This window comes from Haemophilus parainfluenzae T3T1 (genome assembly GCF_000210895.1).
Classification (GTDB): domain Bacteria; phylum Pseudomonadota; class Gammaproteobacteria; order Enterobacterales; family Pasteurellaceae; genus Haemophilus_D; species Haemophilus_D parainfluenzae_A.
On sequence record NC_015964.1, the window covers coordinates 69307 to 94845 of the forward strand.

Annotated in this window: 22 protein-coding genes; 10 read left to right on the forward strand and 12 right to left on the reverse strand. The window is 40.2% G+C overall.

Translation table 11 applies throughout. The features are described from left to right. Positions 1–30 precede the first annotated feature (30 nt). Positions 31–846 (forward strand): DNA-formamidopyrimidine glycosylase, encoded by an 816-nt coding sequence (gene mutM, locus PARA_RS00375; protein WP_014064030.1) that lies wholly within the window; start codon positions 31–33, stop codon positions 844–846. Positions 847–866: 20 nt separating this feature from the next. Here mutM and PARA_RS00380 read toward each other — a convergent pair whose 3' ends face one another. Both PARA_RS00380 and PARA_RS10205 read right to left on the reverse strand, forming a co-directional pair. Beyond that, a complete protein-coding gene (locus tag PARA_RS00380) occupies positions 867–1586 on the reverse strand; it encodes a DUF554 domain-containing protein (RefSeq protein ID WP_014064031.1) in 720 nt (239 codons plus the stop codon). A 113-nt stretch (positions 1587–1699) separates the two neighbouring features. Then, entirely contained in the window at positions 1700–5524 is a 3825-nt protein-coding gene (locus PARA_RS10205; RefSeq protein ID WP_014064032.1) for a YadA-like family protein, read from the reverse strand. A 517-nt stretch (positions 5525–6041) separates the two neighbouring features. Between PARA_RS10205 and nrfA the strand changes: the two genes are divergently transcribed. From nrfA to PARA_RS00430, 8 genes are all read left to right on the forward strand, one after another. Then, a complete protein-coding gene (gene nrfA / locus PARA_RS00395) occupies positions 6042–7565 on the forward strand; it encodes an ammonia-forming nitrite reductase cytochrome c552 subunit (protein ID WP_014064033.1) in 1524 nt (507 codons plus the stop codon). Positions 7566–7637: 72 nt separating this feature from the next. Continuing rightward, positions 7638–8303 carry a cytochrome c nitrite reductase pentaheme subunit gene (gene nrfB, locus PARA_RS00400; protein WP_014064034.1) on the forward strand — a complete coding sequence of 222 codons (666 nt, stop codon included), beginning with the start codon at positions 7638–7640 and terminating at the stop codon, positions 8301–8303. Beyond that, a complete protein-coding gene (nrfC, locus tag PARA_RS00405) occupies positions 8303–8980 on the forward strand; it encodes a cytochrome c nitrite reductase Fe-S protein (protein ID WP_014064035.1) in 678 nt (225 codons plus the stop codon). The genes nrfB and nrfC overlap by 1 nt, the downstream gene beginning before the upstream one ends. Then, the gene (gene nrfD, locus PARA_RS00410) at positions 8977–9942 is read left to right on the forward strand and encodes a cytochrome c nitrite reductase subunit NrfD (RefSeq protein ID WP_014064036.1); all 966 of its coding nucleotides are present in this window, start codon (positions 8977–8979) and stop codon (positions 9940–9942) included. The genes nrfC and nrfD overlap by 4 nt, the downstream gene beginning before the upstream one ends. Positions 9943–10089: 147 nt before the next feature. Then, entirely contained in the window at positions 10090–11994 is a 1905-nt protein-coding gene (nrfE, locus tag PARA_RS00415; protein WP_014064037.1) for a heme lyase NrfEFG subunit NrfE, read from the forward strand. After that, positions 11987–12517, forward strand: coding sequence for a DsbE family thiol:disulfide interchange protein (locus PARA_RS00420; RefSeq protein ID WP_014064038.1), 531 nt, complete (start codon positions 11987–11989; stop codon positions 12515–12517). The genes nrfE and PARA_RS00420 overlap by 8 nt, the downstream gene beginning before the upstream one ends. A 1-nt stretch (position 12518) precedes the next feature. Next, positions 12519–13574, forward strand: coding sequence for a heme lyase NrfEFG subunit NrfF (gene nrfF / locus PARA_RS00425; RefSeq protein ID WP_014064039.1), 1056 nt, complete (start codon positions 12519–12521; stop codon positions 13572–13574). A gap of 3 nt (positions 13575–13577) precedes the next feature. Continuing rightward, positions 13578–14780, forward strand: a complete 1203-nt coding sequence (locus tag PARA_RS00430) for an NAD(P)/FAD-dependent oxidoreductase (RefSeq protein ID WP_014064040.1) — start codon at positions 13578–13580, stop codon at positions 14778–14780. 66 nt (positions 14781–14846) lie between these two features. Here PARA_RS00430 and menH read toward each other — a convergent pair whose 3' ends face one another. The 4 genes from menH to PARA_RS00450 all read right to left on the reverse strand — a co-directional run bounded on the left by menH (position 14847) and on the right by PARA_RS00450 (position 19197). Further along, complete coding sequence (menH, locus tag PARA_RS00435; RefSeq protein ID WP_014064041.1) at positions 14847–15590, reverse strand: 2-succinyl-6-hydroxy-2,4-cyclohexadiene-1-carboxylate synthase; 744 nt, start codon at positions 15588–15590, stop codon at positions 14847–14849. Between the two features lie 66 nt (positions 15591–15656). Then, the gene (locus PARA_RS00440) at positions 15657–16154 is read right to left on the reverse strand and encodes a hypothetical protein (protein ID WP_041918185.1); all 498 of its coding nucleotides are present in this window, start codon (positions 16152–16154) and stop codon (positions 15657–15659) included. Between the two features lie 50 nt (positions 16155–16204). Next, positions 16205–17911 (reverse strand): 2-succinyl-5-enolpyruvyl-6-hydroxy-3-cyclohexene-1-carboxylic-acid synthase, encoded by a 1707-nt coding sequence (menD, locus tag PARA_RS00445; protein ID WP_014064043.1) that lies wholly within the window; start codon positions 17909–17911, stop codon positions 16205–16207. Between the two features lie 5 nt (positions 17912–17916). Next, positions 17917–19197 carry an isochorismate synthase gene (locus PARA_RS00450; RefSeq protein ID WP_014064044.1) on the reverse strand — a complete coding sequence of 427 codons (1281 nt, stop codon included), beginning with the start codon at positions 19195–19197 and terminating at the stop codon, positions 17917–17919. 154 nt (positions 19198–19351) lie between these two features. Between PARA_RS00450 and PARA_RS00455 the strand changes: the two genes are divergently transcribed. After that, positions 19352–20566 (forward strand): pyridoxal phosphate-dependent aminotransferase, encoded by a 1215-nt coding sequence (locus PARA_RS00455; RefSeq protein ID WP_014064045.1) that lies wholly within the window; start codon positions 19352–19354, stop codon positions 20564–20566. A gap of 51 nt (positions 20567–20617) precedes the next feature. Here the strand turns inward: PARA_RS00455 and PARA_RS00460 are convergent, their stop codons facing one another. The 6 genes from PARA_RS00460 to lepB all read right to left on the reverse strand — a co-directional run bounded on the left by PARA_RS00460 (position 20618) and on the right by lepB (position 25532). After that, positions 20618–21550: a phosphatidate cytidylyltransferase gene (locus PARA_RS00460; protein ID WP_014064046.1), complete on the reverse strand. Its 933-nt coding sequence runs from the start codon at positions 21548–21550 to the stop codon at positions 20618–20620. 9 nt (positions 21551–21559) lie between these two features. Beyond that, positions 21560–22192: a lysophospholipid acyltransferase family protein gene (locus PARA_RS00465; protein ID WP_014064047.1), complete on the reverse strand. Its 633-nt coding sequence runs from the start codon at positions 22190–22192 to the stop codon at positions 21560–21562. A gap of 11 nt (positions 22193–22203) precedes the next feature. Further along, positions 22204–22809 (reverse strand): CDP-alcohol phosphatidyltransferase family protein, encoded by a 606-nt coding sequence (locus PARA_RS00470; protein ID WP_014064048.1) that lies wholly within the window; start codon positions 22807–22809, stop codon positions 22204–22206. A 77-nt stretch (positions 22810–22886) separates the two neighbouring features. Beyond that, the gene (gene era, locus PARA_RS00475; RefSeq protein ID WP_014064049.1) at positions 22887–23801 is read right to left on the reverse strand and encodes a GTPase Era; all 915 of its coding nucleotides are present in this window, start codon (positions 23799–23801) and stop codon (positions 22887–22889) included. After that, positions 23798–24481, reverse strand: a complete 684-nt coding sequence (rnc, locus tag PARA_RS00480; RefSeq protein ID WP_014064050.1) for a ribonuclease III — start codon at positions 24479–24481, stop codon at positions 23798–23800. Before rnc ends, era begins: the two co-directional genes overlap by 4 nt. Before the next feature lies 1 nt (position 24482). After that, complete coding sequence (gene lepB / locus PARA_RS00485; RefSeq protein WP_014064051.1) at positions 24483–25532, reverse strand: signal peptidase I; 1050 nt, start codon at positions 25530–25532, stop codon at positions 24483–24485. Positions 25533–25539: the final 7 nt, after the last annotated feature.

Here is a 25539-nt window from a genome sequence, read left to right on the forward strand (position 1 = left end):
TATACCACAAATTCATTACCGAGATTATCTATGCCTGAACTTCCTGAAGTCGAAACAGCCCTGCGTGGTGTCAGCCCCTATTTGAAAGGTTTTACCATTGAAAAAATTGTAGTGCGCCAACCACAATTACGTTGGGTTGTCTCTCCTGAATTAACAACGCTTAAAAACGTCAACATTTTGGATACTTCTCGTCGTGCGAAATATCTCATTATTCACACAGAAAAAGGTTATATCATTGGTCATTTAGGGATGTCCGGCTCTGTTCGAATTGTGCCGCATGATAGCCCCATTGATAAACACGATCACCTTGATATTGTGATGAATAATGGCAAATTACTGCGTTATAACGACCCGAGACGCTTTGGTGCATGGTTATGGACTGAAAGCTTAGATGAATTTCATCTTTTTCTAAAACTTGGTCCTGAACCACTTTCAGATGAATTTAATGCCGAATACCTTTTTAAAAAATCACGCAAGAAATCGACCGCACTTAAAACATTTTTAATGGATAATGCTATCGTCGTAGGCGTAGGAAATATTTATGCCAATGAAACGCTTTTTTTATGTGGTTTACACCCCATGAAATTAGCCGAAAACCTCACACGAAAACAATGTGCTTTGCTCGTTGAAACAATTAAAGACGTCTTAGCAAAAGCCATTACGCAAGGTGGTACAACATTAAAAGATTTCTTACAACCTGATGGTCGCCCCGGTTATTTTGCACAGAAATTGTTGGTTTATGGAAACAAAGATAAACCTTGTCCAAAATGTAGCACTAAGATTGAAAGCATGGTTATTGGGCAACGCAATAGTTTTTATTGCCCTCATTGTCAGAAAAAGAAATAGGCGTTATACACGCCTATTTTTTAGAAAAAGGTGCTCCAGAAATGAGAAATTGGCATGGCGAGGAAAAGAGCCGGCAACATATTTGCCACATGGAACATTTGAATATTACAAATGCGAAAACCTGCCGCTATCATTAGCATACCGCCTACTGCGGCAAAATCACCTCGCATTTCAGGTGTCACAAAAGGAATAATAAACACCGCAGAATAAGCTAAAATCACTTGAACCAATGTTTGTGGCACAAAAATACTTGCGACAGAAATACCAAGCGATGTAGCAAAGATCATCGCGGTGAAAAAATCTAAAAAGGATTTCACAATAAGGATATCAAAATTACCACTCATCCCCTCATTCATCGCCCCGAAAATCCCCGTTCCACTAAATGAAAACAAAACCACAATCGCAACAAATTTAGATAAGAACTCTTCTTGGTTATGCATACTACTTGGTGTATCAGGGAACATCTTTTCAACAAGGCCTTTGGCTGATGATGCCAGTTTATTGATCCCCTGTTCCAATAAAAGCAACTCGCCAATTATCGTCCCTAATAACAGCGATAAAATCATTGCCGGCATATTGGTGGTTTTCGCCACCATCACAATACCCATGCCCATCGAACATAAGCCAAAGATTAAGGTTAGATTAGTGCGTAAACGCTCTGGAATGCGCCCACCGAGCACCGCACCGATAACTGCACCACCGATAATCGCCAGTGCATTGATATAAGGTCCGATAATCATATTCTTCTCCGAGTTGACTTACCCTATTATACGAAAAACAAGATGAAAATCGACCGCACTTTTGGCAATAAAAAAGGCATGGTTCCCCATGCCTTTTGTTTATTTACGATAAATTACCAGTGGTAACCTGCACCAACTGCTACCCCCACTTTACCTTGTGTATCGCTCGTACCGGCTAAACGAATAATAATTTTACCGTTGTCTGAAATACGTGACATACCTAATGCCACTGCATTTTGACCTTGGTAATTACCCGCTGCCACAGATACCATGCTCTTACCTGGAATGTAAGCCTGTGGTAATTGAGACGCCGCTAACGCGCTTGCTGTACCTGCATTGACACGTTTACCTAACTTGTTCACTTGACCATTTAAGTGGTTGATCTTGTTATTCATGTCAGCTTTTACTTCGTGTAATTGGCTGCCGTTTACCGCATCAGTACTGTCTGCTGCAATGCGTCCTGGTGCAACATTGGTAATTTGTTTATTACCTGCATCAATACCATTTTTAGTCATACTTGGACCATTTTTAATGGTGACGCCATTGCCATCAATCACAGTATCACCCGCAGTGAATTTGTTTGCAGTTACGCTTTCCACTTTAAGGTTTTTCTTGATACCTACACGAATATTGCCGCTCTTATCAATGTTGGTCATCACATTATCGCCACCATCAAACTCACTCCAGTTTGTGTTGCTATCTGCGCCTTTCACATTGATTTGGCTATTTAATTTCGCACCGTAAACATCACCTACATTTGCACCAAATTTTAAGCCATCGCTTAATGTTGCGATAGTTTCACCACCAAAGTTCATACGATTTGGTGTTTTACCATCAAGATTTGGTGCTGCATCTTTACCACTTACTACTGTAATTGGCGTTGAATTATCACCTTCACCAAGATTGATTGTTGTGGTATTAACTGTTTTCGCGGTGACATTTTCAGCTTTCAAGTCTTTTGTGGTAGAAATCGTGAAGTTAATACCATTCTGTTCAAGTTTGATATTATCACCTGCGATATAGTTTACAGTCGCACCTGGCGCTACATTAGCAACTTCAGTACCACTTACTTCACCAGTAGAGCCTTCTTTCTTCGTTGCAGTTGCATTCCAACCTTTACCCGCAAGCTCCTTCACTTCGTATAACTGACTACCATTCACAGCGTCTTTGCTATCAGGTGTCACACTTCCATCAGCCACATTACTAATTTTCTTACCAGCAGCATCAATACCTGATTTAGTAACATTCGGGCCACCAGTAATAGTTAAACCATCCTTATTAATGGTTGTATCACCTGCTTTTAAGCCATCTTTTGTTAAAGCAACATCATCACCAACTTTTACACCATCGTTATTTAAAACGGTATCGCCAGCTGTTACGCTTTCCACTTTAAGGTTTTTCTTGATACCTACACGAATATTGCCGCTCTTATCAATGTTGGTCATCACATTATCGCCACCATCAAACTCACTCCAGTTTGTGTTGCTATCTGCGCCTTTCACATTAATTTGGCTATTTAATTTCGCACCGTAAACATCACCTACATTTGCACCAAATTTTAAGCCATCACTTAATGTTGCGATAGTTTCGCCACCAAAGTTCATACGATTTGGTGTTTTACCATCCAAGTTTGGTGCTGCATCTTTACCACTTACTACTGTAATTGGCGTTGAGTTATCACCTTCACCAAGATTAATCGTTGTGGTATTAACTGTTTTCGCGGTGACATTTTCAGCTTTCAAGTCTTTTGTGGTAGAAATCGTGAAGTTAATACCATTCTGTTCAAGTTTGATATTATCACCTGCGATATAGTTTACAGTCGCACCTGGCGCTACATTAGCAACTTCAGTACCACTTACTTCACCAGTAGAGCCTTCTTTCTTCGTTGCAGTTGCATTCCAACCTTTACCTGCAAGTTCTTTTACTGCGTATAACTGACTACCATTTACCGCATCTTTCGATGTGTTGGTTACATCACCATCTTGAACATTGGTGACTTTATTACCACCAGCATTGATGCCATCTTTTGTTACAGATACATCACCAGCTTTTAAACCATCTTTATTTAAAGCAACATTATCACCAACCTTAACACCGTCATTATTCATCACGGTATCACCAGCGGTTACACTATCAACTTTAATGTCTTTAGCTAAGTTGAACGTCACATTGTGACCATCTTTAGTAATATCGATGTTCTTATCTGTATTTTTCAGATCAACGGTATCACCAGGTTTTACATTAGAAGAATTAGTACCATTCGCTGTTAAATTCCAGCCTTTATTAGCTACTTCTTCTACTTTCTTAAGCTGTGAAAAATTCACTGCATCAGTATCAGCAGTACCAGCGGCTACACCTGTGATTTTATTGCCAGCGGCATTAATACCTGCTTTAGTTACGCTTGGACCACCTTCAATAGTTAAACCTTCGTTATTAATGGTTGTATCGCCAGCTTTTACGCTATTAACTTTGATGTCTTTGTTTAATTTAACTTTAACTTCATCACCTGATGCCTCAGTAGTGATGTTCTCATCATCACCCTTAATCGTAACAGTCGAACCCAATTTTTCCACATTAGTTGAACCGCTATCACCGTTAAAAGTTAAACCTTTTGTGGTAACCGTAGTATTCGCATCAACACCTTGTTGAATCTCATCTTTCGTTTTTTTAGATAAATCAAGATGATAGTTAGTTACTAAAGCATCACCTACCTTTTCTGGATCTTTTGGCTCTACAGTAAGTGCATCTGAAGTTGTCACATTCGCTGACGTATCCACGGCATTAATTGTATAAACACTTTTACCATTATCGTCTGTTTGTTTGTCAACTGTCGTATTTTCACCTGCTACTACTTCAGTTTTAGCAGCATTAATTGCTTTAAATGCACTATAAAGTTGTGAGCCATTGATTGCGTCGGTTGAGGTCTCTGAAACCTCACCTGGTGCTAAGTTAATAAGCTGACGTTCATACCCCTTTTTACCGATAGAAACAACGTCTCCTTTATCAACTTTTGCACCACCCGCCCAAGTATATTCAGTACCTAAAATATTTTCTGTAACACGAGCTACCCCTTCTTTATCTACTTCTGAGGCTGTCCCTAATGCAACTGAGTTTAATTTATCTGCTTTTGCCCCTGTACCAAGAGCGATCGCACCAAAAGTAGATGCTTTAGCTTTCGTACCAATAGCTAATGATAACTCTGCAGGAGAATATGCTTGCACACCTATAGCAATAGCCCCCTCTCCCGAAGTTGTGCTTGTGTACGCCCCATAGTTCATCGTATCACCAGTCATCTCTTTATAGATATCTCTTAAAGCTTTTCCCTTTAGAATATATTCATCTATCTTATTACCACTCTCATCATATTTAATAAACTTTTCTGCACCTGTATAAGTTGAGCCACCGACTTTATTAAGATCATCATTACCAATTGCAATAGATGAATTACCTTGAGCCAAAGTATTGGCACCAATAGCAATAGATTGATCGCCTTTCACTTCTGTTCGTTGAGTTGTAGCCCCGTCTCCTGAACTACCTATTGCAATAGATTCTTCACTATATGCCCCGGATACATAGGCACCTGAACCAATAGCTATATTTCTTCCTCTTCCAGAAGCACTTTTATTTGCAACTGTTGCATTATTACCGATCGCAATATTAGCACCGCCGCCAGCATCAGCTTCACCCTTAAACATGCTACCTTTTCCCTCCGTAATTTTAATAAGAGGAGTACTTAAATCTACAGCCTGTGCCGGCATCATCACCGCAGATAAAGAAAGTGCAAATGCAGAAAGTTTGAAAAGAGAAGACAAACGTGTTTCGCTTGCTACACGTTGTTCGGAGTTTGAAGAAGCTTTTACGGCTCCTTTCGCTAATTCTGATGTCACGACGAAAGACTGTGTCGTTTTGTTCCAAATAATCTTAAATACTTTGTTCATAAAAAAGTTCTCCTAAGTTAAATAGATTTAGGTATCCATCACATCCCAACAATAGGAACAAGCTGGGTAAAAATAAGGTCCTGAGAGTATAGCTGACTCATCTATAAGATCAAGAAAATGATCGCTTTTTATACCATTTTTCACAAGAAATTTACATTTTCTATACAAGGTATCGTTTGCGTAAAAAGAATGCTCATTAAAATTAGGCCAAAGTCAGTAATAATGAGCATGGAATCGTCTTTATATAAGTCAAAAACAATGTAAAAGTTGACCGCACTTTTTTCTCTTAATATGCAACTCACCTACCACTTCCCTAATCCTTTTATACCCATTTAGAAGTATTTTGATTTTAAAGTTTGATCAACCTCAAACTTTTGGAAGATAACCTTAGAAAAACTACTACTTTTTGGTATCTTATGCTTGCACTGAACTATTTTTATGAGTGAATTCAAAAGCTTAATAGGAATTGTTTGCATTTAAAATTATTTTTTTATTCTTTCCTAATGGAGTGATTATCGTGAACGCATTGAGAAAAAGCCTTGTTTTGGCCACTTCTTTCGCAGCTTTAGGCGTGTATAACTCAGCGATGGCTGAAATGGTGTACAAACCTCTTGAGCAACCTGTGGAAGCAGCAAACCCAAATTTAAAAATCGAAGCAGTGAATGAAAAATTCGCTGAGAAATATCCTAGCCAATTCAATTCGTGGAAAGCGACTGAAAAAGGCGACAAAATCATCTATGCAGATGAACAAGATCCACGTTTAATCGTGTTATGGGGCGGTTATGCTTTCGCGAAAGAATATAACGCACCTCGTGGTCACGTTTATGCGGTAAAAGATCTACGTGATATTTTACGTACCGGCGCACCAAAAACTGCGACTGATGGCCCACAACCAATGGCATGTTGGACTTGTAAAGGCCCAGACGTTCCACGTTTAATCGCGGAATGGGGTGAAGATGGCTACTTTAGCGGTAAATGGGCTAAAGCCGGCGCAGAAGTGGTTAACTCAATCGGTTGTGCTGACTGTCACGATACGACATCAAAAGACTTTGCTGAAGGCAAACCTGCATTACGTATTGCTCGTCCACACGTTCTTCGTGCATTGGATCACTTAAATAATGCACTTCAAGCAAAAGCAAAAGCTGAAGGAAAAACCCAACCAGTATTAAGTTTCAATGGCGCAGCCCGTACCGAGCAACGTGCTGAAGTTTGTGCTAACTGTCACGTTGAATACTACTTCGCAGGTGATTTAAAACAAGTAACCTTCCCTTGGGATAACGGTCAAACTGTTGATGACATCGAAAAATACTACGATGATATCGGTTTCAGTGACTGGACTCACTCTCTTTCTAAAGCACCAATGTTAAAAGCTCAACACCCTGACTTTGAAATTTGGTCTTTAGGTATGCATGGTAAAAACGGCGTAACTTGTATCGACTGTCACATGCCTAAAGTACAAGGTAAAGACGGTAAAGTTTACACCGATCACCAAATCCAAAACCCATTTGATGCATTTGATAGCACTTGTGCAAACTGTCACGATCAAAGCAAAGAAAAACTTAAAGACATCGTCGCTTCACGTAAAAAAGAAGTGAAAGATGTAATGGGTCGCTTAGAAGATCAAGTTGTTCGCGCTCACTTTGAAGCAAAAGCGGCATGGGATGCAGGTGCAACTAAAGAAGAAATGGAACCTGCTTTAATGGATATCCGTCACGCACAATGGCGTTGGGACTACTCTGCAGCAAGCCACGGTGGCCACATGCACGCTCCTGATGTAATGCTTCGCGTATTAGGTTCTGGTTTAGACAAAGCAGCTGATGCTCGTGCTAAACTTGCAGCAATCTTAACTAAACACGGCGTGAAAACTCCAGTTGAAGTACCAGATATTTCTACAGCTGATAAAGCATGGAAAGTAATGGGTATCGATATCGAGAAAGAACGTCAAGCGAAAAAAGAATTCTTAGAAACTGTTGTACCTCAATGGGTAAAAGAAGCGAAAGCCAATGGCAAATTAGCTGAAGATACCGCAACAAAACAATAAAAAAAGAACCGCACTTTGTAACTAAAGTGTCGAAGTGCGGTCATTTTTAACCATATATTTGAGGTAATCAGAATGAATTTAACTTCTTTAATCAGCAAATCGGCAAAATCCCTTGCATTGCTTGCAATGCTTGCGGCAATGCCAATGGCTGCAAGTGCGGAAGAGATGGCAAAAACACCTGCCTCTCAACTGACTTATGAGCCACAATTGGATAACCAACGTGATCCAAACCAATATTGTGCAAAATGTCACAAATTTGACCAAGTTGATAAAAACCAAACTTTAGATCAATCTGGTGGTGAATTACACTTTGGTAAATTCCACGGCGCACACTTAAATCAAAAAAGCCCTAACACAGGTAAACCGATTAACTGTGTAAACTGTCACGGTAATATTTCGGAAGATCACCGTCGTGGTGCAAAAGATGTGATGCGTTTTGATGGCGATATCTTTGGTGATAAAAAACCTATGTATACCGCGCAAGAACAAAACCAAGTTTGTTTTGCTTGTCACCAACCGGCAAAACTTCGTGAAAAACTTTGGGCACACGATGTTCACGCAATGAAATTGCCTTGTGCAAGCTGCCACACATTACACCCGAAAGATGATGCGATGAAAGGTATTCAACCGAAAAATCGTGTGAAACTTTGTGTAGATTGCCACGGCGAACAACAAAAACGCAAAGCGGCAAAAGAAGCACAATCACAAACGCAATCAACCGAACAAAAGGATAAATAATGACAGCTTGTTCACGCCGAAACTTTGTTTCCGGCATGGGGGCATTAATCCTTATGACGGGGACATCAGTTACCTCTTTAGCGAAAGAGGAAAAGGCGGATAAACCGAAACGCTATGCAATGGTACACGACGAAACAGCTTGTATCGGCTGTACCGCTTGTATGGATGCTTGTCGTGAAACTAACCACGTTCCTGAAGGCGTTTCACGTTTGGAAATTCTCCGTAGTGAACCTTATGGCGAATTCCCAAATCAAGAATACGAGTTTTTCCGTCAATCTTGCCAACATTGTACAAACGCCCCTTGTGTGGCTGTTTGTCCAACCGGTGCATCATTTATTGATCCTGAAACAGGTATCGTTGATGTAACTAAAGATCTTTGCGTGGGTTGCCAATACTGTATCGCAGTTTGTCCTTATCGCGTACGTTTCATTCATCCAGAGCATCTTACTGCGGATAAATGTAACTTCTGTCGCGATACAAACTTAGCAGCTGGCAAACAACCTGCTTGTGTAGAAGCTTGTCCAACCAAAGCATTAACCTTTGGTGATATGAATGACCCAAGCAGCGAAGTGTCCCGCAAAGTGAAAGAAAAACCGGTTTATCGCACGAAAGTGGAATTAGGTACTCAACCAAATCTCTACCATATTCCATTCCAACACGGGGAGCCAAGAAGATGACATTAGATTATCCTGTTCCGTTTCACACACCTAATTTGGTGTGGGATTCAACAATCGCTATCTATTTGTTCTTACTTGGTATTTCTTCCGGTGCGGTACAATTAGCGATTGCTTATAAACGTAGTCACAAATTAGAAAATCCTAGCAAAAACTGGATTATCAGAGCAGCCGCCGTTTTAGGTTCTGTGCCAACATTAATTGGTTTAACCCTGTTAATTTTCCACTTGGCACGTCCTTGGACATTCTGGAAATTGATGTTTAACTATCAATTCAACTCTGTAATGTCTATGGGGGTAATGTTATTCCAAGTTTATATGCTGTTCTTGGTATGTTGGTGTGCAGTTATCTTCAAAGAAGATATCATGGCGCTCATCCAACGTTTTATGCCAAAACTTGGCTTTGTCGGTAAAATTATCAATGTATTAGAACGTTTAACTGGTCCTGTAGAAGTCATTCTCTTCATCTTAGCTGCTGTACTAGGGGCTTATACCGGTTTCTTACTTTCAGCATTGATTAGTTACCCAATGTTAAATAACCCTGTTCTACCAGCGTTATTCTTGGCTTCAGGCACATCTTCAGGTATTGCTGCAACCTTCTTATTTATCCTCATTGCAGGTAAATTAAAAGGTGATAGCCATGAATCACACTTCATTCATAAATTTGAAGTACCAATCATGGTAACTGAGCTTGGTTTATTAGTTTGTTTCTTCGTGGGTCTTTATTTTGGTGGTGGCCAAAAAGTGGTTGCCTTACAGAATGCATTATCTGGCTTCTGGGGTGCAGTCTTCTGGATTGGGGTATTCTTAATTGGTATCTTAATTCCACTACTTGCCAACCTTGCCGTAAAAGACAACTTAAAATACAACAAGAACTTTATTATCCTTGTGTCAATCTTCGACTTAATCGGGGTTCTCTGCTTACGTTACTTCATCTTGTATGCAGGACAACTTACCGTTGCGTAAGGATAAACTTCTTATTTAATCAAAAGGCGTATACAATACGCCTTTTGTTTATTTAAAAGACTAAAGTGCGGTTAATTTTACGTATGTTTTTCATGCTTAAAATTAACCTTATTTTGTCAAATACAACCATTAATACTGAAGAATACTATGCTCCCCGAATTCGGATTTCTCTCATTACTCTTTGCCACCACCGCGGCGCTCTTACTTTCCATCGTGCCGCAAATTGGTATTTGGCGAAATAAACCCACTCTAACCAATACAGCTTGGGGATTAAGTTATTGCTTCGGTATTTTTACAAGCGTTTCCATCGGCATTCTCGCCTACTCTTTTGCAACAGATGATTTCACATTGGAATACGTCGCGGCACATTCCAATTCTCAACTACCGACATTTTTTAAAGTTGCCGCTACTTGGGGCGGACATGAAGGCTCCATTTTATTTTGGCTTTTCACATTAAGTCTTTGGTTGGTGGCTTTTGCCTTTTTCTCTCGCAAAAATGACCGCACTTTTTCTGCACAAACCCTTTCTTTGCTCGGTTTAATTTGTCTTGGATTTGCTATTTTCATTTTGTTCTACTCTAATCCATTTGGACGTGCTTTTCCTGCCCCTTCGGAAGGGCGAGATCTCAACCCAATGCTGCAAGATATTGGCTTAATTTTCCATCCGCCACTTTTATATGTCGGTTATGTGGGCTTTGCCGTAAACTTTGCCATGTCCATTTCTGCCTTAATCTTTAATCGTTCTACACAAGCAATCGCTCGTGCGATGCGAGCTTGGGTTCTCGTTTCTTGGTTATTCTTAACATTAGGGATCGTGCTCGGTGCATGGTGGGCATATTATGAATTAGGTTGGGGCGGCTGGTGGTTCTGGGACCCAGTAGAAAATGCTTCACTTATGCCATGGTTATTGGGACTCGCACTTTTACACAGTTTGATGGTGACTGAAAAGCAAGGCATGTTTAGCTACTGGACAACACTCTTTTCCCTACTCGCTTTTGCATTCAGTGTATTAGGCACATTTATTGTCCGTTCAGGCGCATTAACTTCCGTTCACGCCTTTGCTTTAGATAGCTCCCGTGGTTATGTGTTATTACTCATTTTCTTCTTACTGACTGTCGGCTCGCTCAGCTTATTTGCGCTACGCACAAATACCAACGAAAGTGCGGTCAAATTTCCGCTTATTTCTAAAACTGGGGCGATTTTAGGCTTAAACATCGTATTGACCGTGGCCACCGTCAGTACCTTCTTAGGCACCTTCTATCCAATGCTATTCCAAGCCATGAATTGGGGCAGTATTTCCGTGGGCGCGCCTTACTTTAATAGTATTTTCTTGCCCTTGCTCACGTTAGTGCTTTTTGCCATGGCGGGCACACTTTGCTTAAACTGGTTTAAGGCTGATAAGAAACGCTTTTTCAAACGTCTGTTATTACTTATTCCCGCTGCAGTGATGGCTTATGGCATGATTTGGAATGCGCTGCAAAATGACAGTGCGTTACGTTTCCATTTCTTCGCTTATGTGTTGCTCACCCTCGCTATTTGGGTATTATTCGTCACCTTATGGCAAAATTGGGCAAAAGTCAGACTTGCCTATTTCGGGATGATTCTCGCACACTGTGGCGTGGCGATTGCCACAATGGGTGCCGTGATGAGTAGTTACTTTGGCAGTGAATTAGGTGTTAGACTTGCACCACAACAAAGCCAACAATTAGGTCAATTTGAATTCCACTACGATCGTTTTTCCAATGAAATTGGACCAAACTTTACCGCCGAAGTCGCTTTCTTTAACGTGTCAAAACAAGGCAAACCTTACGCTGAAATTGTACCAGAACGCCGTTATTATGATGTTCGCACCATGACCATGAGTGAAGTGGGCTTAGATGCAGGCTTTTGGGGTGATTTATATATTGTTATGGGCGATAACTTAGGCAAAGGTGAGTTCACATTCCGCTTGCATTATAAACCGCTTATTCGCTGGTTATGGCTCGGAGGCATTTTAATGGCACTTGGCGCATTATGTTCTGCCATCAATTTGAAGAGAAAACGCGATGAATAAAAAGTTTATTTTGTTTTTACCACTGATTTTATTATTGAGCGTTTGCTTACTGCTTTTTGTTGGTTTGCATAAAGATCCAAAACAAATTGCCTCTGCACTCATTAATAAGCCCGTGCCGGAATTCTATCAAGCAAATTTGCTTGAACCGAGTCAAATCGTCAGCCCAAGAGATTTCCCAAAGAAACCTTTCCTGCTTAATGTGTGGGGAAGTTGGTGTGGCTATTGCCAACAAGAACACCCTCTCTTGATGGAAATTTCAAAAGAAGTCCCCATTGTTGGAATCGACTATCGTGACAAACCACAAAACGGTATTGCGATGCTAGAACGCATGGGCAATCCATTTATACTCACGATTGACGATAACCGTGGTGAGTTTGCGATGCAATTAGGCGTAGATGGTGCACCAGAGACCTATATTGTCGATGAACACGGCATGATCCGTTATCGTCATTCAGGGTATATGGATCGTGAAACGTGGCTCACTGAGATCAAACCAAAACTTGATGAATTAACTAAAAAGTAAAATGAAAAAATTAACCCGATTTCTGACCGCACTTTTACTTACTTTCGCCCTTTTTGCTCACGCAGAAATGGTGGATACCTATGCGTTTAAAAACCAAGCCGATCGTACTCGAGCTGTTGAACTGGCAAAATCTTTACGTTGCCCACAATGTCAGAATCAGAACTTAGTTGAGTCCAATTCGCCGATTGCTTATGACTTACGTATTGAAGTCTATAAAATGGTGGATGAAGGAAAAACGAATCAGCAAATTATCGACACCATGACTGCACGTTTCGGTAATTTCGTGAACTATAAGCCCCCTTTCCAATGGAATACTGCACTACTCTGGCTATTGCCTATTTTGCTATTAATTGGTGCTTTTGCGTTAATTTTGTTTTCCACTAAAAAATCAGAAGACGCCCCTAAACCACTTGAAAATCAAACTCATACAGCGCCTAAAGAAGAAAAAAGTGCGGTCAAATTTGAAACAAAATCCGCCATTTGGGTCTTTGCAATCTTATTGCTTCTTCCTTTAAGTTATTACTTCTCCCTTGATCGTTTTGAGCGTGTTCAGCAAGGTGAAAAAGAGATGATTGAGCTTGCCAACAAAAAAGTAGATACATCAATGGTGCACCAAAAAGAAGATATGGTGCTCAAAATTCAAAATAAAATTCGAGAAGATGTGAATAATCCTGAACTTTGGGCCCAGCTAGGTGATGCTTATATGCAAAATGATGAATTTGATCATGCGCTCATCGCCTATAGCAATGCAGAAAAAATTTCAGGCACAACACCCGCTATTTTAGGTCTCAAAGCGACCGCTCTTTATTATCAAGCCGGCCAAAATATCACACCACAAATCCAGCAAATAATGGATGAAGCGTTAAAACAAGATAAACATGAAATCTCGGTAATCACATTATTGGCGACTGAAGCTTTTAAAAATCATGAAGCTGAAAAAGCCAAAGCTTATTGGCAGCAATTATTAGATTCAGGTAATGCTGCCGTGGATCGTCGTACTGTCATCCAACGAATCAAAATGATAGACTATTTTGAAAAAGGACAAACCTCACAATAAGCTATGTCTCATTATTCAGAAAATATCATCATTGGAGCCGGTGCTGCTGGCTTATTTTGTGCCGCACAGTTAGGAAAGCTGGGCAAACAAGCCACCATTTTTGATAACGGTAAGAAAATTGGCCGAAAAATTTTAATGTCTGGCGGCGGATTCTGTAATTTCACCAATATGGAAATTACGTCTGGCCGTTATATCAGCCAGAACAAACACTTCGTCAAATCCGCCTTAAAACGTTATACACAATGGGATTTTATTGCTTTAGTCTATGAGTACGGCATTCCTTACCACGAAAAAGAATTAGGTCAGTTATTTTGTGATAACGGTGCAGAAGATATCGTGAAGATGCTCGGAAAAGAATGTGACAAATATGGTGTTAGCATTCAACTACGCAGCGAAGTGAGCGATGTCGAAGCCGTTGAAAACAATCCTAAAGTGCGGTTCAAATTAAAGGTAAATGCAGTTGAATGGCAATGCCAGAATTTAATTATCGCCACAGGTGGGCTCTCCATGCCCGGTTTAGGTGCTTCGCCTTTTGGCTATCAAATTGCAGAACAGTTTGGATTAAATGTAATTCCTCCGCGTGCAAGCCTTGTACCGTTCACATGGCGAGAAAGTGACAAATTCTACTCTGCACTCTCTGGCGTTTCATTAGATGTGGCGGCGACGAATCAACACAAAACCTTTACTCATCAAATGCTATTTACCCATCGTGGTTTATCTGGCCCAGCCATTTTGCAAATCTCCAATTATTGGCAACCTGGTGAAAGCATTCATTTAGATTTATTGCCTTATAACGATATTCGTCATCACCTAGATGAGATGCGTCAATCTTCGCCGAAATTGCAGCTTAAAACCGTATTAAGTCGCTTATTACCGAAAAAATTAGTCGAGCTTTGGTTAGAACAAGGCTTGATTCAAGATGAAGTGATTGCAAACTTAAGTAAAGTGCGATTAGAAAATTTAGAGAATTTAATCCACAATTGGCAATTCATTCCTAATGGCACTGAAGGCTACCGCACGGCTGAAGTCACAATGGGTGGAGTTGATACTCATGAGATTTCATCTAAAACCATGGAAGCCACAAAGATTAAAGGTCTCTATTTTATCGGTGAAGTGCTCGATGTTGTCGGCTGGTTAGGCGGTTATAACTTCCAATGGGCATGGAGTTCTGCTGCCGTTTGTGCAATGGGGATTGCTGAAAGTTAAGCCCCTTTCTACATTTAAAAGACACAAAGCTGATGTTCACGCATCAGCTTTTCTATTGTTTAAGACTTAAGAATTAGCGATTTTTAAAACGATATCTTCAATTTTTTTTGCAAAATATGTCGGGTTTTCTAAATGTGCATTATGACCAGCATCAGGAATAAGCGTTAAATTGAGTTGATTGGCTTCAGCCATTTGACGAAACTTCTGATCTCGCTCACCACAAAAATAAAAAAATGGCAGTAAACTTGACCGCACTTTCTCTCGAAAATCAGGCTGTTTGGCAAGGCTAGTTGCCAATAACATATTGCCTATATTAGGCCCCAAATTGGCTTTTCGCTTTTCAATTAATGACTTACGTTGCGGTCCATTTAAATGAGAAAACACAGGCTGTTGATACCAATCATCTAGCACTGTTTCAAGCTTTTCATCGAAAAACCGCTCAGCCCACATTTTGTCATTAACTAAACGGCTTTGTTTTTCTTGCTCAGACTGTAAACCTAAATTCGCGCCTTCTAAAATCACCGCTTGTAAATTGCCTCTTTGCACTTGAGCCTGCAATGCATAATATTGTGCAATTCGCCCACCAAGTGAATAACCGATAAGAATATAAGGTTCATCTTTTATGAGGCTTTGTATTTGGCTTTCAAGAAATTGAGCCGTTTGCTCAAAATCTTCAACCGCTACAGCTTTATTCTCTCCATGAAACGGTAAATCGAGAGAGAGACAACGAAAGTGCGGTAGATTTTCGATGACTTTTTGCCAGTCTGATTTTGTACCAAGTAAGCCGTGGAGGAAGATAAGATTGGTCATGATTTGTACGGAATACATAAAATTTAGGTCGGGTTGAGCCCGACCATATAGTAAAATGCATTAATCCTATGGCTTATCAATAATATCCACGTCTGAGAAGGTCTCGTTATATATAACGATATCATTTGGATCACTGCAACCCTCAATCAAACCATATTCACTTGAATTCACAATTTTTCCATCACGGAAATAAAAAATGTGTTCTTGCCAGCCTGTATAGCCACCATAGCTATTTTTCGCATTTACTCTGGCACAAACAATGTAGTATTTTAAGAAAACAGCTGGATTATAAGTATCTGTTTCTGCGTTATAGCGTCTGCTTGTAATTCGTAAGAATTTTTTTGGTTTACTAAAGCCATCAAGCATTAAAGAATTAGGATCAATTAAAGTACGAGTTAAATGCTGGCGAATGGCTTTTTCGTAATTTTTCGGATAGCTACCATAATCCATATTACGCACATCATTCATGGTGATTTTGGTGCTTTCCTCATAAGCGATACAACCCGTTAATAGGCTCGTTACTAATGCAGCAAAAATTGCTTTGTAAGCATGTTTCTTAAGCATACTCATCTCCTTTATTTATAAATGAATTTTAGTTAGCATAAAAGTGCTAACTACTCCCCTATCACAGCATGACTAATTTGATCAATCAAACGTTTGTAAGTTGCACTGCCATCGCTAGGGTTCGTTTTGATTTCAATTAAGGTTGCACGGCGACGTGTGTAAGCCTGTTTCAACACCGCGCTTAAATCCGCCCAAGTGTAAGGTAAAGCGTATTTTAAGCCAAACATATTCGCAATTTGTGAGAAATCACCATTATGTGGCAAGCGATAGAACTGCTCTTTTACCTCTTCATCAACCGGCAACATATCAAAGATCGCACCACCATTATTGTTGATCACAAAAATAATGGTTGGTTGAGTGACATTCTTAAATAATGCTAGAGAGTTTAAATCATAAAGCGTGGACGTATCGCCAATCATCGCCACTACAGGTTGATTCGAACCAATACCAATACCTGCAGCGGTCGCCAATAAACCATCAATTCCGCTTGCACCACGGTTGGTGAAAATTGGATAACCTTCTGGCAATTTCGTTAACGCATCAACCAAGCGCACAAAAAGGCTATTTCCTAAGAACAAAATACCGTTGTAAGGTAATACACGCTCAATATGATGTGCTAATGAGGCTTCATTAAGATTGCCGCCGACTTGTTGCTCGATAAAAGTTGCACAGAATTTTGAAAGCGCAAGCGGTTCGAGCAACCAAGGTTTTTGACGCAATGGCGGATGTGCACGCAACCAATGATGTGCTTTTGCATTAAAGCGAGTTTGGGTATGGTGGCTTGGATCAACTGCATTTTGACTTTGCTCTACTACCCAAAATTCGCCTTGGAATTCCGCTAAGAATTGGTTAATACGTTTACTGATAAAACGAGAACCAAATTGGATTACGATATCTGCTTGAAGCAATTTTTGCTTCACGGTTTGATTTGCTAGCCAAATATCCGCATAAGGGGTGAGTGGCTCGACACCAGATTGAATATCCGTCAGCAAAATCCAGCCCATGGTATTTGCCCACGAGTTAATCCCCATTGCCTGTTCAGGCGTCAGTTGCCCCGCGACAATCACACCGCGTTTCGTACGCCAGCTATCCCAATTCTCGTGCATAAGCACTTCTTGTTGTAGTGGTTGATGATCAACCCAATTTTTAGGCTGGCTTAACCAACGTTGAATTGGCATTAACCACGGATGGGTGTCAATTTCTTGCTCTTGTGCATTATAAAGTGGCTCAGCAAAAGGCACATTGATATGCACTACGCCTGGTTGTTGTTTTTGTTTATAGCAAGCTTGTTCTAACGTAGAAATTAACCATTTCGCCGCATAATCGGCTTGAGGTTTCGGTAGATTGACACTTGCAACGGGGTAATCGGCAAACATATTTTGTTGCACGATAGCTTGATTCGCACCACATTCCCATAATTCAGGTGGACGATCAGCGGTAAGAATAATTAAATTCACGCCTGTTTGGCGAGCTTCTATAATCGCTGGATATAAATTTGCTGCCGCAGTGCCTGAGGTGACAATCACAGCAACAGGCGCTTGCGTAGATTTCGCAATACCCAAGGCAAAAAAGCCCAAGCCTCGCTCATCAAAGTGACTATGGCACGTTGCTCGAGAGGCATTTTGTAAACGCACAGCTTCTAGCGTTAAAGGTGTTGAGCGTGAACCTGGCGCAATACAAAAGTGACTGACCCCTTGGCGAACCAAGGTTTCTAAGATCACCTTTGACCAACAACGATTAAATACGCTTACAGACATTCTTCTTATTCTCCGTTATTCTCTGCAAACAGGGAAATGAGCCCTGCCGCTTTACGTTCAATTTCCAACCACTCTTCTACAGGTTGTGAGCCTTCCACAATACCGGCTCCAGCAAATACACGCACTTGGTTTTCTTCAATAAAAGCCGAACGAATAGTAACACAAAATTCTGAGAGATTTTGGCTCATCACGCCTAATGTTCCGGCATACCAACTACGATCAAAGGTTTCTATTTCAGCTAAAGCTTTCTTCGCTTGTTGCTGTGGTAAACCTGATACCGCTGCGGTTGGATGAATCGCCTTCAGTAAATCGGCATCCGTACAAAGTGCGGTTAATTTTGCTTGCATTTTTCGAATCAAATGCTGCACTTTTCGTAATGGCTTTAATGCGACATCATCAACGGTAATTTGTTCCACTAAGTGACTGATATTTTGTGAAATATCTTTAACTACTAACCAATTTTCATTGAGGTTTTTTTCATCATTTAACAGCCAATTCGCACGTTCATCATTTTCACTTGGATTATCACTAACAGGCGCAGTCCCCGCAAGCGCTTCCGTAAATAACTGACGATCATCTCGCGCAAACAAACGTTCAGGCGTCGAACCTACAAAACAGTTTTCAGCATTATCTGCCCATAAAAAATGGTAACAACCACTATTTTTTGCTTGGCTTGCGGCAAGAAAATCTTTTCCGTTTAACTTACTCTGAAGACCAAACACGGTTTCATTTGCTAACACAAGCTTGGTTAATTCACCTTGTCGAATGCGAGCGAGTGCTTGATTGACCCAGTCGCACCACGTTTCTTGGTTTGCTTTTGGCACCATGCTTTCGATGGTTAATTGATTAAGTGATAAAAGTGCGGTCGTTTTTTCGAATGAATTCAATACCGCTTTTGCCAGATTAAGCTCATTTGTTTCAACAAAAACTGAAATCTCCGTCTCTCCATGTTGTTGTTCAATTAAAACTTGAGGCAAAATAAACTGGCTTTCACCTTGAAACTGTAAACCACCCACTAAAGGGAAATCGTGTTCTTGGATAAATTGCTGTGCCAAATTTACATCTGAAAATGACCGCACTTTACCCATGGCTGCGACGGTTTTAGCTTCATCACGAAAACGCAAATAAAATTGCGGATAGACTGACTGCCCTTTCATCCACGCCAAAAGATCAACATCCGATTCCACCTTCGTTTGAAGATGTACAATAGATGCTTGCAGATCCGTTGTCGCCAAAGTTTCAAATTGGCGAATTAGCGCAGATTTAGCTTGTTCTAAAGGGCCCATGAAAAATAATAAAATACACAAAAAATTAGCCCATATTCTACCGCACTTTAATACTTTCAAAAAATTTTTTTATTAAATCTTTTCAAGATAAGAATTTAAGCGTAAATTAGACGTAATTTTTGAATGAAAATCTAATTATCATAGGATGTTATTAATGCGCTCATTTCCAAAATCAGACAAATTAGAACACGTTTGCTACGATATTCGCGGACCGGTTCACAAAGAAGCTTTACGCCTAGAAGAAGAAGGCAACAAAATCTTAAAACTGAATATCGGTAACCCTGCCCCATTTGGCTTTGAAGCGCCAGATGAAATTTTAGTGGATGTCATCCGCAACTTACCTTCTGCACAAGGTTATTGTGACTCTAAAGGCTTGTATTCAGCACGTAAAGCTATCGTGCAATACTACCAATCCAAAGGTATTCATGATTCAACGGTAAACGATGTGTACATCGGGAATGGTGTGTCTGAATTGATTACCATGTCAATGCAAGCCCTTCTTAATGATGGTGATGAGGTATTAGTCCCCATGCCAGATTATCCGTTATGGACAGCGGCTGTGACGCTTTCTGGCGGGAAAGCGGTACATTATTTATGTGATGAAGAAGCGGGCTGGTTCCCTGCTATTGATGATATTCGCGCGAAAGTCAATGCCAAAACGAAAGCTATCGTGGTGATCAACCCAAATAACCCGACTGGTGCGGTATACAGTAAAGCATTGCTCGAAGAAATTATCGAAGTGGCACGTGAAAATAATCTGATTATTTTTGCGGATGAAATTTATGACAAAATTCTCTACGATGGTGCTGTCCACCATCATATCGCCGCCCTTGCTCCAGATGTATTAACAATTACATTCAATGGTTTATCAAAAGCGTATCGTGTTGCGGGTTTCCGTCAAGGCTGGATGATTTTAAATGGTCCAAAACAACACGCAAAAGGCTATATTGAAGGCTTAGATATGCTGGCATCTATGCGTTTATGTGCCAACGTACCAATGCAGCATGCGATTCAAACCGCATTAGGCGGCTATCAAAGCATTAATGAATTTATTCAACCTGGTGGTCGTTTACTTGAACAACGCAATAAAGCCTATGAGTTGCTCACTCAAATCCCTGGTGTTAGCTGCGTAAAACCAATGGGGGCAATGTATATGTTCCCAAAACTCGACATCAAAAAATTCAACATTCATAGTGATGAAAAATTTGTGCTCGATTTATTACGTAAAGAGAAAGTGCTTTTAGTACATGGTAAAGGCTTTAACTGGCACTCACCGGATCACTTCCGTGTCGTGACACTTCCTTATACCGGTCAATTAGAAGAGGCAATTGGCAAATTGGCACGATTCTTAGAAACCTATCAGCAATAATAAAAAAGAGCGGTTAATTAACCGCTCTTTTTTTTATTTCATGATTTATGACTAAGCCCAGAAATAACGCACAACATGGAAGAAAATTGGTGCGGAGAAACAAAGCGAATCCATACGATCTAAAATACCGCCATGGCCACTGATCATATTCCCCCAGTCTTTCACGCCCATACTGCGTTTCATTGCTGACATTACGAGTCCACCTAAGAATCCCATTAGGCAAATTAACATACTCATTAAAAACGCCTGCCATGCATTAAATGGCGTCATCCAATGAAGTAACATACCTAATAAACTCGCGCTTAATACACCACCAACAAAGCCTTCCACTGTTTTGGATGGGGACAAGGTTGGCGCAATTTTATGTTTGCCGAAGAGTTTACCCCAAACGTATTGCAACACATCACTAGACTGCACCACCAAGATTAAGAAGATCATTAATAAAAGATTTTTTCCTTCATAACCTGAGATATCAAGTGTCAGTAAAGCCGGAATATGTGAAATACAGAATACACTAATCATCAATGCCCACTGAATTTTCGTAGAACGATCTAAGAAATTCGCAGGGTCACCCAGTAATGCTGAAAGAATCGGTAAAAATAAGAAGCCATATACTGGAATGAAGATAGTAAACATACTAAACCAATCAATGGCGACTAAAAAATATTGCAATGGCAAGATCACATAAAAACAGGCAGCGAGTGCAAGATGATCGCCTCGACGAATATTCAATAGAGAAAGAAACTCACGCAATCCCATAAATGAAATAATCAAAAAGAGTACAATCACGCCATAAAAGCCCAATAAACTCGCAATAAAGATAATCCCAATCATCACCCACCAAGCATTGATACGTGCATTCAGATTATCAATGACACTATTAGGGGTATCCACGCCAGCTCTGCGTTTTAAAATATATCCCACTGTGGAAGCAAAAATTAAGGCGATAAATAAACCACCGAAGAGTTGCCATATTTCTGTCATCATTTACTCCTAAGATTTGCCTTTTTCACTGATGTTTAAACTTAATAATGCCGATTGAGCACGTGTTAAAAATTCACCTTTAGTCTCATCTGTCCCAATCTTTAATGGTTCACCAACATAAAGATCACATAACAACGGGATCGGTAAAATAAAGCCTTTTGGTAAAACATTATTCATATTGCTAATCCAAACTGGGACAAATTCACAATCAAGATTTTCTTTGGCTAGATAATACAAACCACTTTTAAAAGGTTGAAGAGGCAAATCATCATCCGTTTTACGGGTTCCTTCAGGGAAAAGAATAAGCGAATCATTCTCCAATGCTTCCGTCATTTGTCGTATTGCCGCTTGTGGATCTTGGCTATTACGCTCAATCAGTAACATATTAAACACTTTATAGGCTAGAAAACGACGAATTGCGCCTTTCGTCCAATAATCTTTGCCTGCAACAGGACGTGTTTGCTTTCTCACTTCATAAGGTAATGAAATCCAAAGTAAGATAAAGTCACCATGGCTGTTATGATTTGCAAAATAGACACGATGTCCCTCTGAAGATTGTTCAGCAATCGCCGCTTGAGGTCGAACACCTGTAATAAAAGAGGCAAAACGACACAATAAAAAATCGATTAATCTCGCGATCATATTTACTCCTATTACTCCGTCACTTCCGCTAAACCATTTTTCACACGCTTAATACAAGTCACGATGAGCAAGATAATCAGGATATTGGCTACCCACCAGAAAAGTGAATGCAAGCTACCATTCACCGCATAGAGTAAACCGAGTACACCAAACACAAACGCACGATCGCTTTTACCCATTGGACCATCATAACGACGCGTTTTGCCTTGAACTTGACCTAGAATGCCACATAACTCACTCAACGCGGCAAGCCAAATAATACTTGAGATTTGAATACCATCAAAAGGCGCAACAAAAGCAAAAGGAAGGTAAAGTGCTGCATCAGAGACAACATCAGTAATTTCATTAAGATAACCCCCTAATCGACTTTTTTGATTAAATTCGCGTGCTAGCATGCCATCAACAGCATTTAACGCCATACGCAAAAACAACCAAATAGGAATAAGGAAGAAAAGAGTGGAAAATGTCGGAAATAGTGCGAGAACCACACCTAATAAAATTGAAAGTAAGCAAGCAATTAGCGTAACTTGATTTGCTGTTACGCCTTTTGCCGCTAATTGCCTAACTAAAGGCCGAAGTAAATTTTGAAATTTGGGTTTTAAGGCATAGATACTCATCTACCATCTCCTTGTTTTTATTAGTAAACATAAAAATTTTGCTAATAATAGAATAGTATAGAGTATTACTCAAGTTTTTATTCATCCATATAACCTAGACTTCTTAAGGCGCGTTCATCGTCTGCCCAACCAGACTTCACTTTGACCCAAAGTTCAAGGTGTACTTTATTATCAAATAAGCGTTCCATGTCAGCGCGCGCTTCCATACCAATGGTTTTAATTTTTTGCCCTTGAGCACCGATCACCATTTTCTTTTGACCTTCGCGCTCAACTAAAATCAAGCCATTGATTTCATAAGTACCACGCTCATTTACTTTAAATTGTTCAATTTCAACCGTCACAGAATAAGGTAATTCTTCACCAGTAAAACGCATTAATTTTTCACGGATAATTTCTGACGCCATAAAACGCTGTGAACGGTCTGTCACATAATCCTCTGGGAAGTGGTGAACGCCTTTACGCAAGGACTGACGAACAATTTTCTCTAATTGATGCACGTTATTACCACGTTGCGCAGAAATCGGCACAATGTGAGCAAAGTCAAATTTACTGCCTAAATCAGTAATAAATGGCAACAAATCATCTTTATTCTTGATGTTATCAACTTTGTTGATGGCGAGTACGACAGGCGCTTTGGCATTACGTAATTTATTTAACACCATTTCATCATCGGCATTCCAATGTGTACCATCTACAACAAAAATAATGAGATCCACATCCCCGATTGCTGAGCTTGCTGCACGGTTCATTAAACGGTTAATCGCGCGTTTTTCTTCGATATGAAGCCCCGGTGTATCGACGTAAATTTCCTGGTAGATACCTTCCGTTTTAATTCCCACAATACGGTGACGCGTAGTTTGCGCCTTGCGAGACGTAATCGAGATTTTTTGTCCCAAAATTTTATTTAACAGGGTAGATTTCCCTACATTTGGGCGGCCTACGATAGCGATAAAGCCACAATAGGTCTCTTGTTCTTGATTTAATTCGGTCATTTAATTTCCAATGTTTTTAAGATTTGTTCTGCGGCCGCTTGTTCTGCTTTACGGCGGCTAGAACCTTTCGCAATAAAAGTGCGGTCAATATTGGGTACATTTTTTACTGTACATTCTACGGTGAAGGTTTGGCAATGCGCCTCCCCTTCTATTTTAATCACTTCATAAGTTGGCAAGGCAAAATGCTTACCTTGTAAATACTCTTGCAAGCGCGTTTTGGCATCTTTTTGGTTATCACCCGGTTTAATTTCGGCGAGTAAAGTTTTATACCAGCTACGCACAATATCTGCTGCTTTATCAAAGCTTGAATCTAATGCCATTGCGCCAATTACTGCTTCAACACAATCCGCCAAAATAGATTCTCGGCGAAAGCCCCCACTTTTCAACTCGCCAGAACCTAAGGACATATAATCCCCAAGCTCAAAATTGCGGGCAATTATCGCCAGGGTCGGCTCACGGACTAATGTGGCACGCATTCTACTCAGTTCACCTTCATTACAACGAGGGAATTGATGATAAAGCGCATCCGCGATGACATAATTGAGAATTGAATCACCTAGAAATTCGAGACGTTCATTATGTTGAGTGGAGGCACTGCGGTGTGTCAGTGCCAATTTTAAATTTTTTAGATCGGAAAATTGATAACCAATTTTTCGTTCTAGACGATCTAAATGATTCATATTAATTAATTTTTGTAAAGAAACGGTCAAAACGGAAGCCTGTAGGCCACTCATTTGGTTCTTTTTCTAAACTCATCCAAATATAAGTGGCTTTACCCACGATATTTTTTTCTGGTACAAATCCCCAAAAACGGCTGTCATCACTATGATCACGGTTATCTCCCATCACAAAATATTGTCCTTCAGGCACAATCCATTCTGCAGCAGGTAAGCCTTCTTGTGGATAGAACTCAATCCCCGAATAACGGCGCATTGGCTCGACTAAAATCTTATGTGTCACATCACCGATTTCCAAATATTCCACTTGAGTTGGGAATGCTGGATTAGTTGGTTCTTGTTTATATTCAAATACTTTAGCTTGGCAATCTATTTCACAAGGTTTGCCATCTTTACCATGCACAATGGTTAAAGCGCTTTTTTCAACATCAAGGATAATGCGATCGCCACCTTTACCCACAATACGTTTAATGTAATCTGCTCCAGACATATTGTTTTTAGATGTTAATGCAAGGTTTTCAGCATATGCTGCTCGCGTTGCCCCTAAGCTAGTATGAAGCAACGCTTGCTCCGGTGCTTTAAACACGATCACATCACCACGTTCGGGCTTATTGCCTTCAATAATCGTATTTTGGAAAATCGGATCTTTGATGCCATAAGTGTATTTATTCACGACAATAAAATCCCCTACATATAATGTGGCTTGCATTGATCCTGATGGAATTTGAAATGGTTCAAAAATAAATGAACGTACAAGGAATACCACGGATAACACAGGGAAAAGCGAAGAAATAAATTCTGAACCTTCTGAAATTGGCTCAATTTTCGCTTTTTCTTCATCCGTTAACGCTTTGCCTGAGCGTTGTTCTGCGCGTGCGATTTGACGACGACGTCTCGGCATCACAGCAAAGCGGTGATAACACCATAAAATGCCGGAAAGTGCGGTCAAAATCAGCAACAAAATACTGAATGTGTTAGGCAACTGAAAATGGTCTAACACTTTCCAACCTGCAAATCCCACGGCTAACAACAGAATAAAAAATACATTCGACATGGCTCTT

Excerpts from the sequence above, each read along its gene's own strand:
- mutM (WP_014064030.1), top strand. The coding sequence starts at position 31 with ATGCCTGAACTTCCTGAAGTCGAAACAGCCCTGCGTGGTGTCAGCCCC.
- PARA_RS00380 (WP_014064031.1), bottom strand. The coding sequence starts at position 1,586 with ATGATTATCGGACCTTATATCAATGCACTGGCGATTATCGGTGGTGCA.
- PARA_RS10205 (WP_014064032.1), bottom strand. The coding sequence starts at position 5,524 with ATGAACAAAGTATTTAAGATTATTTGGAACAAAACGACACAGTCTTTC.
- nrfB (WP_014064034.1), top strand. The coding sequence starts at position 7,638 with ATGAATTTAACTTCTTTAATCAGCAAATCGGCAAAATCCCTTGCATTG.
- nrfC (WP_014064035.1), top strand. The coding sequence starts at position 8,303 with ATGACAGCTTGTTCACGCCGAAACTTTGTTTCCGGCATGGGGGCATTA.
- nrfD (WP_014064036.1), top strand. The coding sequence starts at position 8,977 with ATGACATTAGATTATCCTGTTCCGTTTCACACACCTAATTTGGTGTGG.
- nrfE (WP_014064037.1), top strand. The coding sequence starts at position 10,090 with ATGCTCCCCGAATTCGGATTTCTCTCATTACTCTTTGCCACCACCGCG.
- PARA_RS00420 (WP_014064038.1), top strand. The coding sequence starts at position 11,987 with ATGAATAAAAAGTTTATTTTGTTTTTACCACTGATTTTATTATTGAGC.
- nrfF (WP_014064039.1), top strand. The coding sequence starts at position 12,519 with ATGAAAAAATTAACCCGATTTCTGACCGCACTTTTACTTACTTTCGCC.
- PARA_RS00430 (WP_014064040.1), top strand. The coding sequence starts at position 13,578 with ATGTCTCATTATTCAGAAAATATCATCATTGGAGCCGGTGCTGCTGGC.
- menH (WP_014064041.1), bottom strand. The coding sequence starts at position 15,590 with ATGACCAATCTTATCTTCCTCCACGGCTTACTTGGTACAAAATCAGAC.
- PARA_RS00440 (WP_041918185.1), bottom strand. The coding sequence starts at position 16,154 with ATGCTTAAGAAACATGCTTACAAAGCAATTTTTGCTGCATTAGTAACG.
- menD (WP_014064043.1), bottom strand. The coding sequence starts at position 17,911 with ATGTCTGTAAGCGTATTTAATCGTTGTTGGTCAAAGGTGATCTTAGAA.
- PARA_RS00450 (WP_014064044.1), bottom strand. The coding sequence starts at position 19,197 with ATGGGCCCTTTAGAACAAGCTAAATCTGCGCTAATTCGCCAATTTGAA.
- PARA_RS00455 (WP_014064045.1), top strand. The coding sequence starts at position 19,352 with ATGCGCTCATTTCCAAAATCAGACAAATTAGAACACGTTTGCTACGAT.
- PARA_RS00460 (WP_014064046.1), bottom strand. The coding sequence starts at position 21,550 with ATGACAGAAATATGGCAACTCTTCGGTGGTTTATTTATCGCCTTAATT.
- PARA_RS00465 (WP_014064047.1), bottom strand. The coding sequence starts at position 22,192 with ATGATCGCGAGATTAATCGATTTTTTATTGTGTCGTTTTGCCTCTTTT.
- PARA_RS00470 (WP_014064048.1), bottom strand. The coding sequence starts at position 22,809 with ATGAGTATCTATGCCTTAAAACCCAAATTTCAAAATTTACTTCGGCCT.
- era (WP_014064049.1), bottom strand. The coding sequence starts at position 23,801 with ATGACCGAATTAAATCAAGAACAAGAGACCTATTGTGGCTTTATCGCT.
- rnc (WP_014064050.1), bottom strand. The coding sequence starts at position 24,481 with ATGAATCATTTAGATCGTCTAGAACGAAAAATTGGTTATCAATTTTCC.
- lepB (WP_014064051.1), bottom strand. The coding sequence starts at position 25,532 with ATGTCGAATGTATTTTTTATTCTGTTGTTAGCCGTGGGATTTGCAGGT.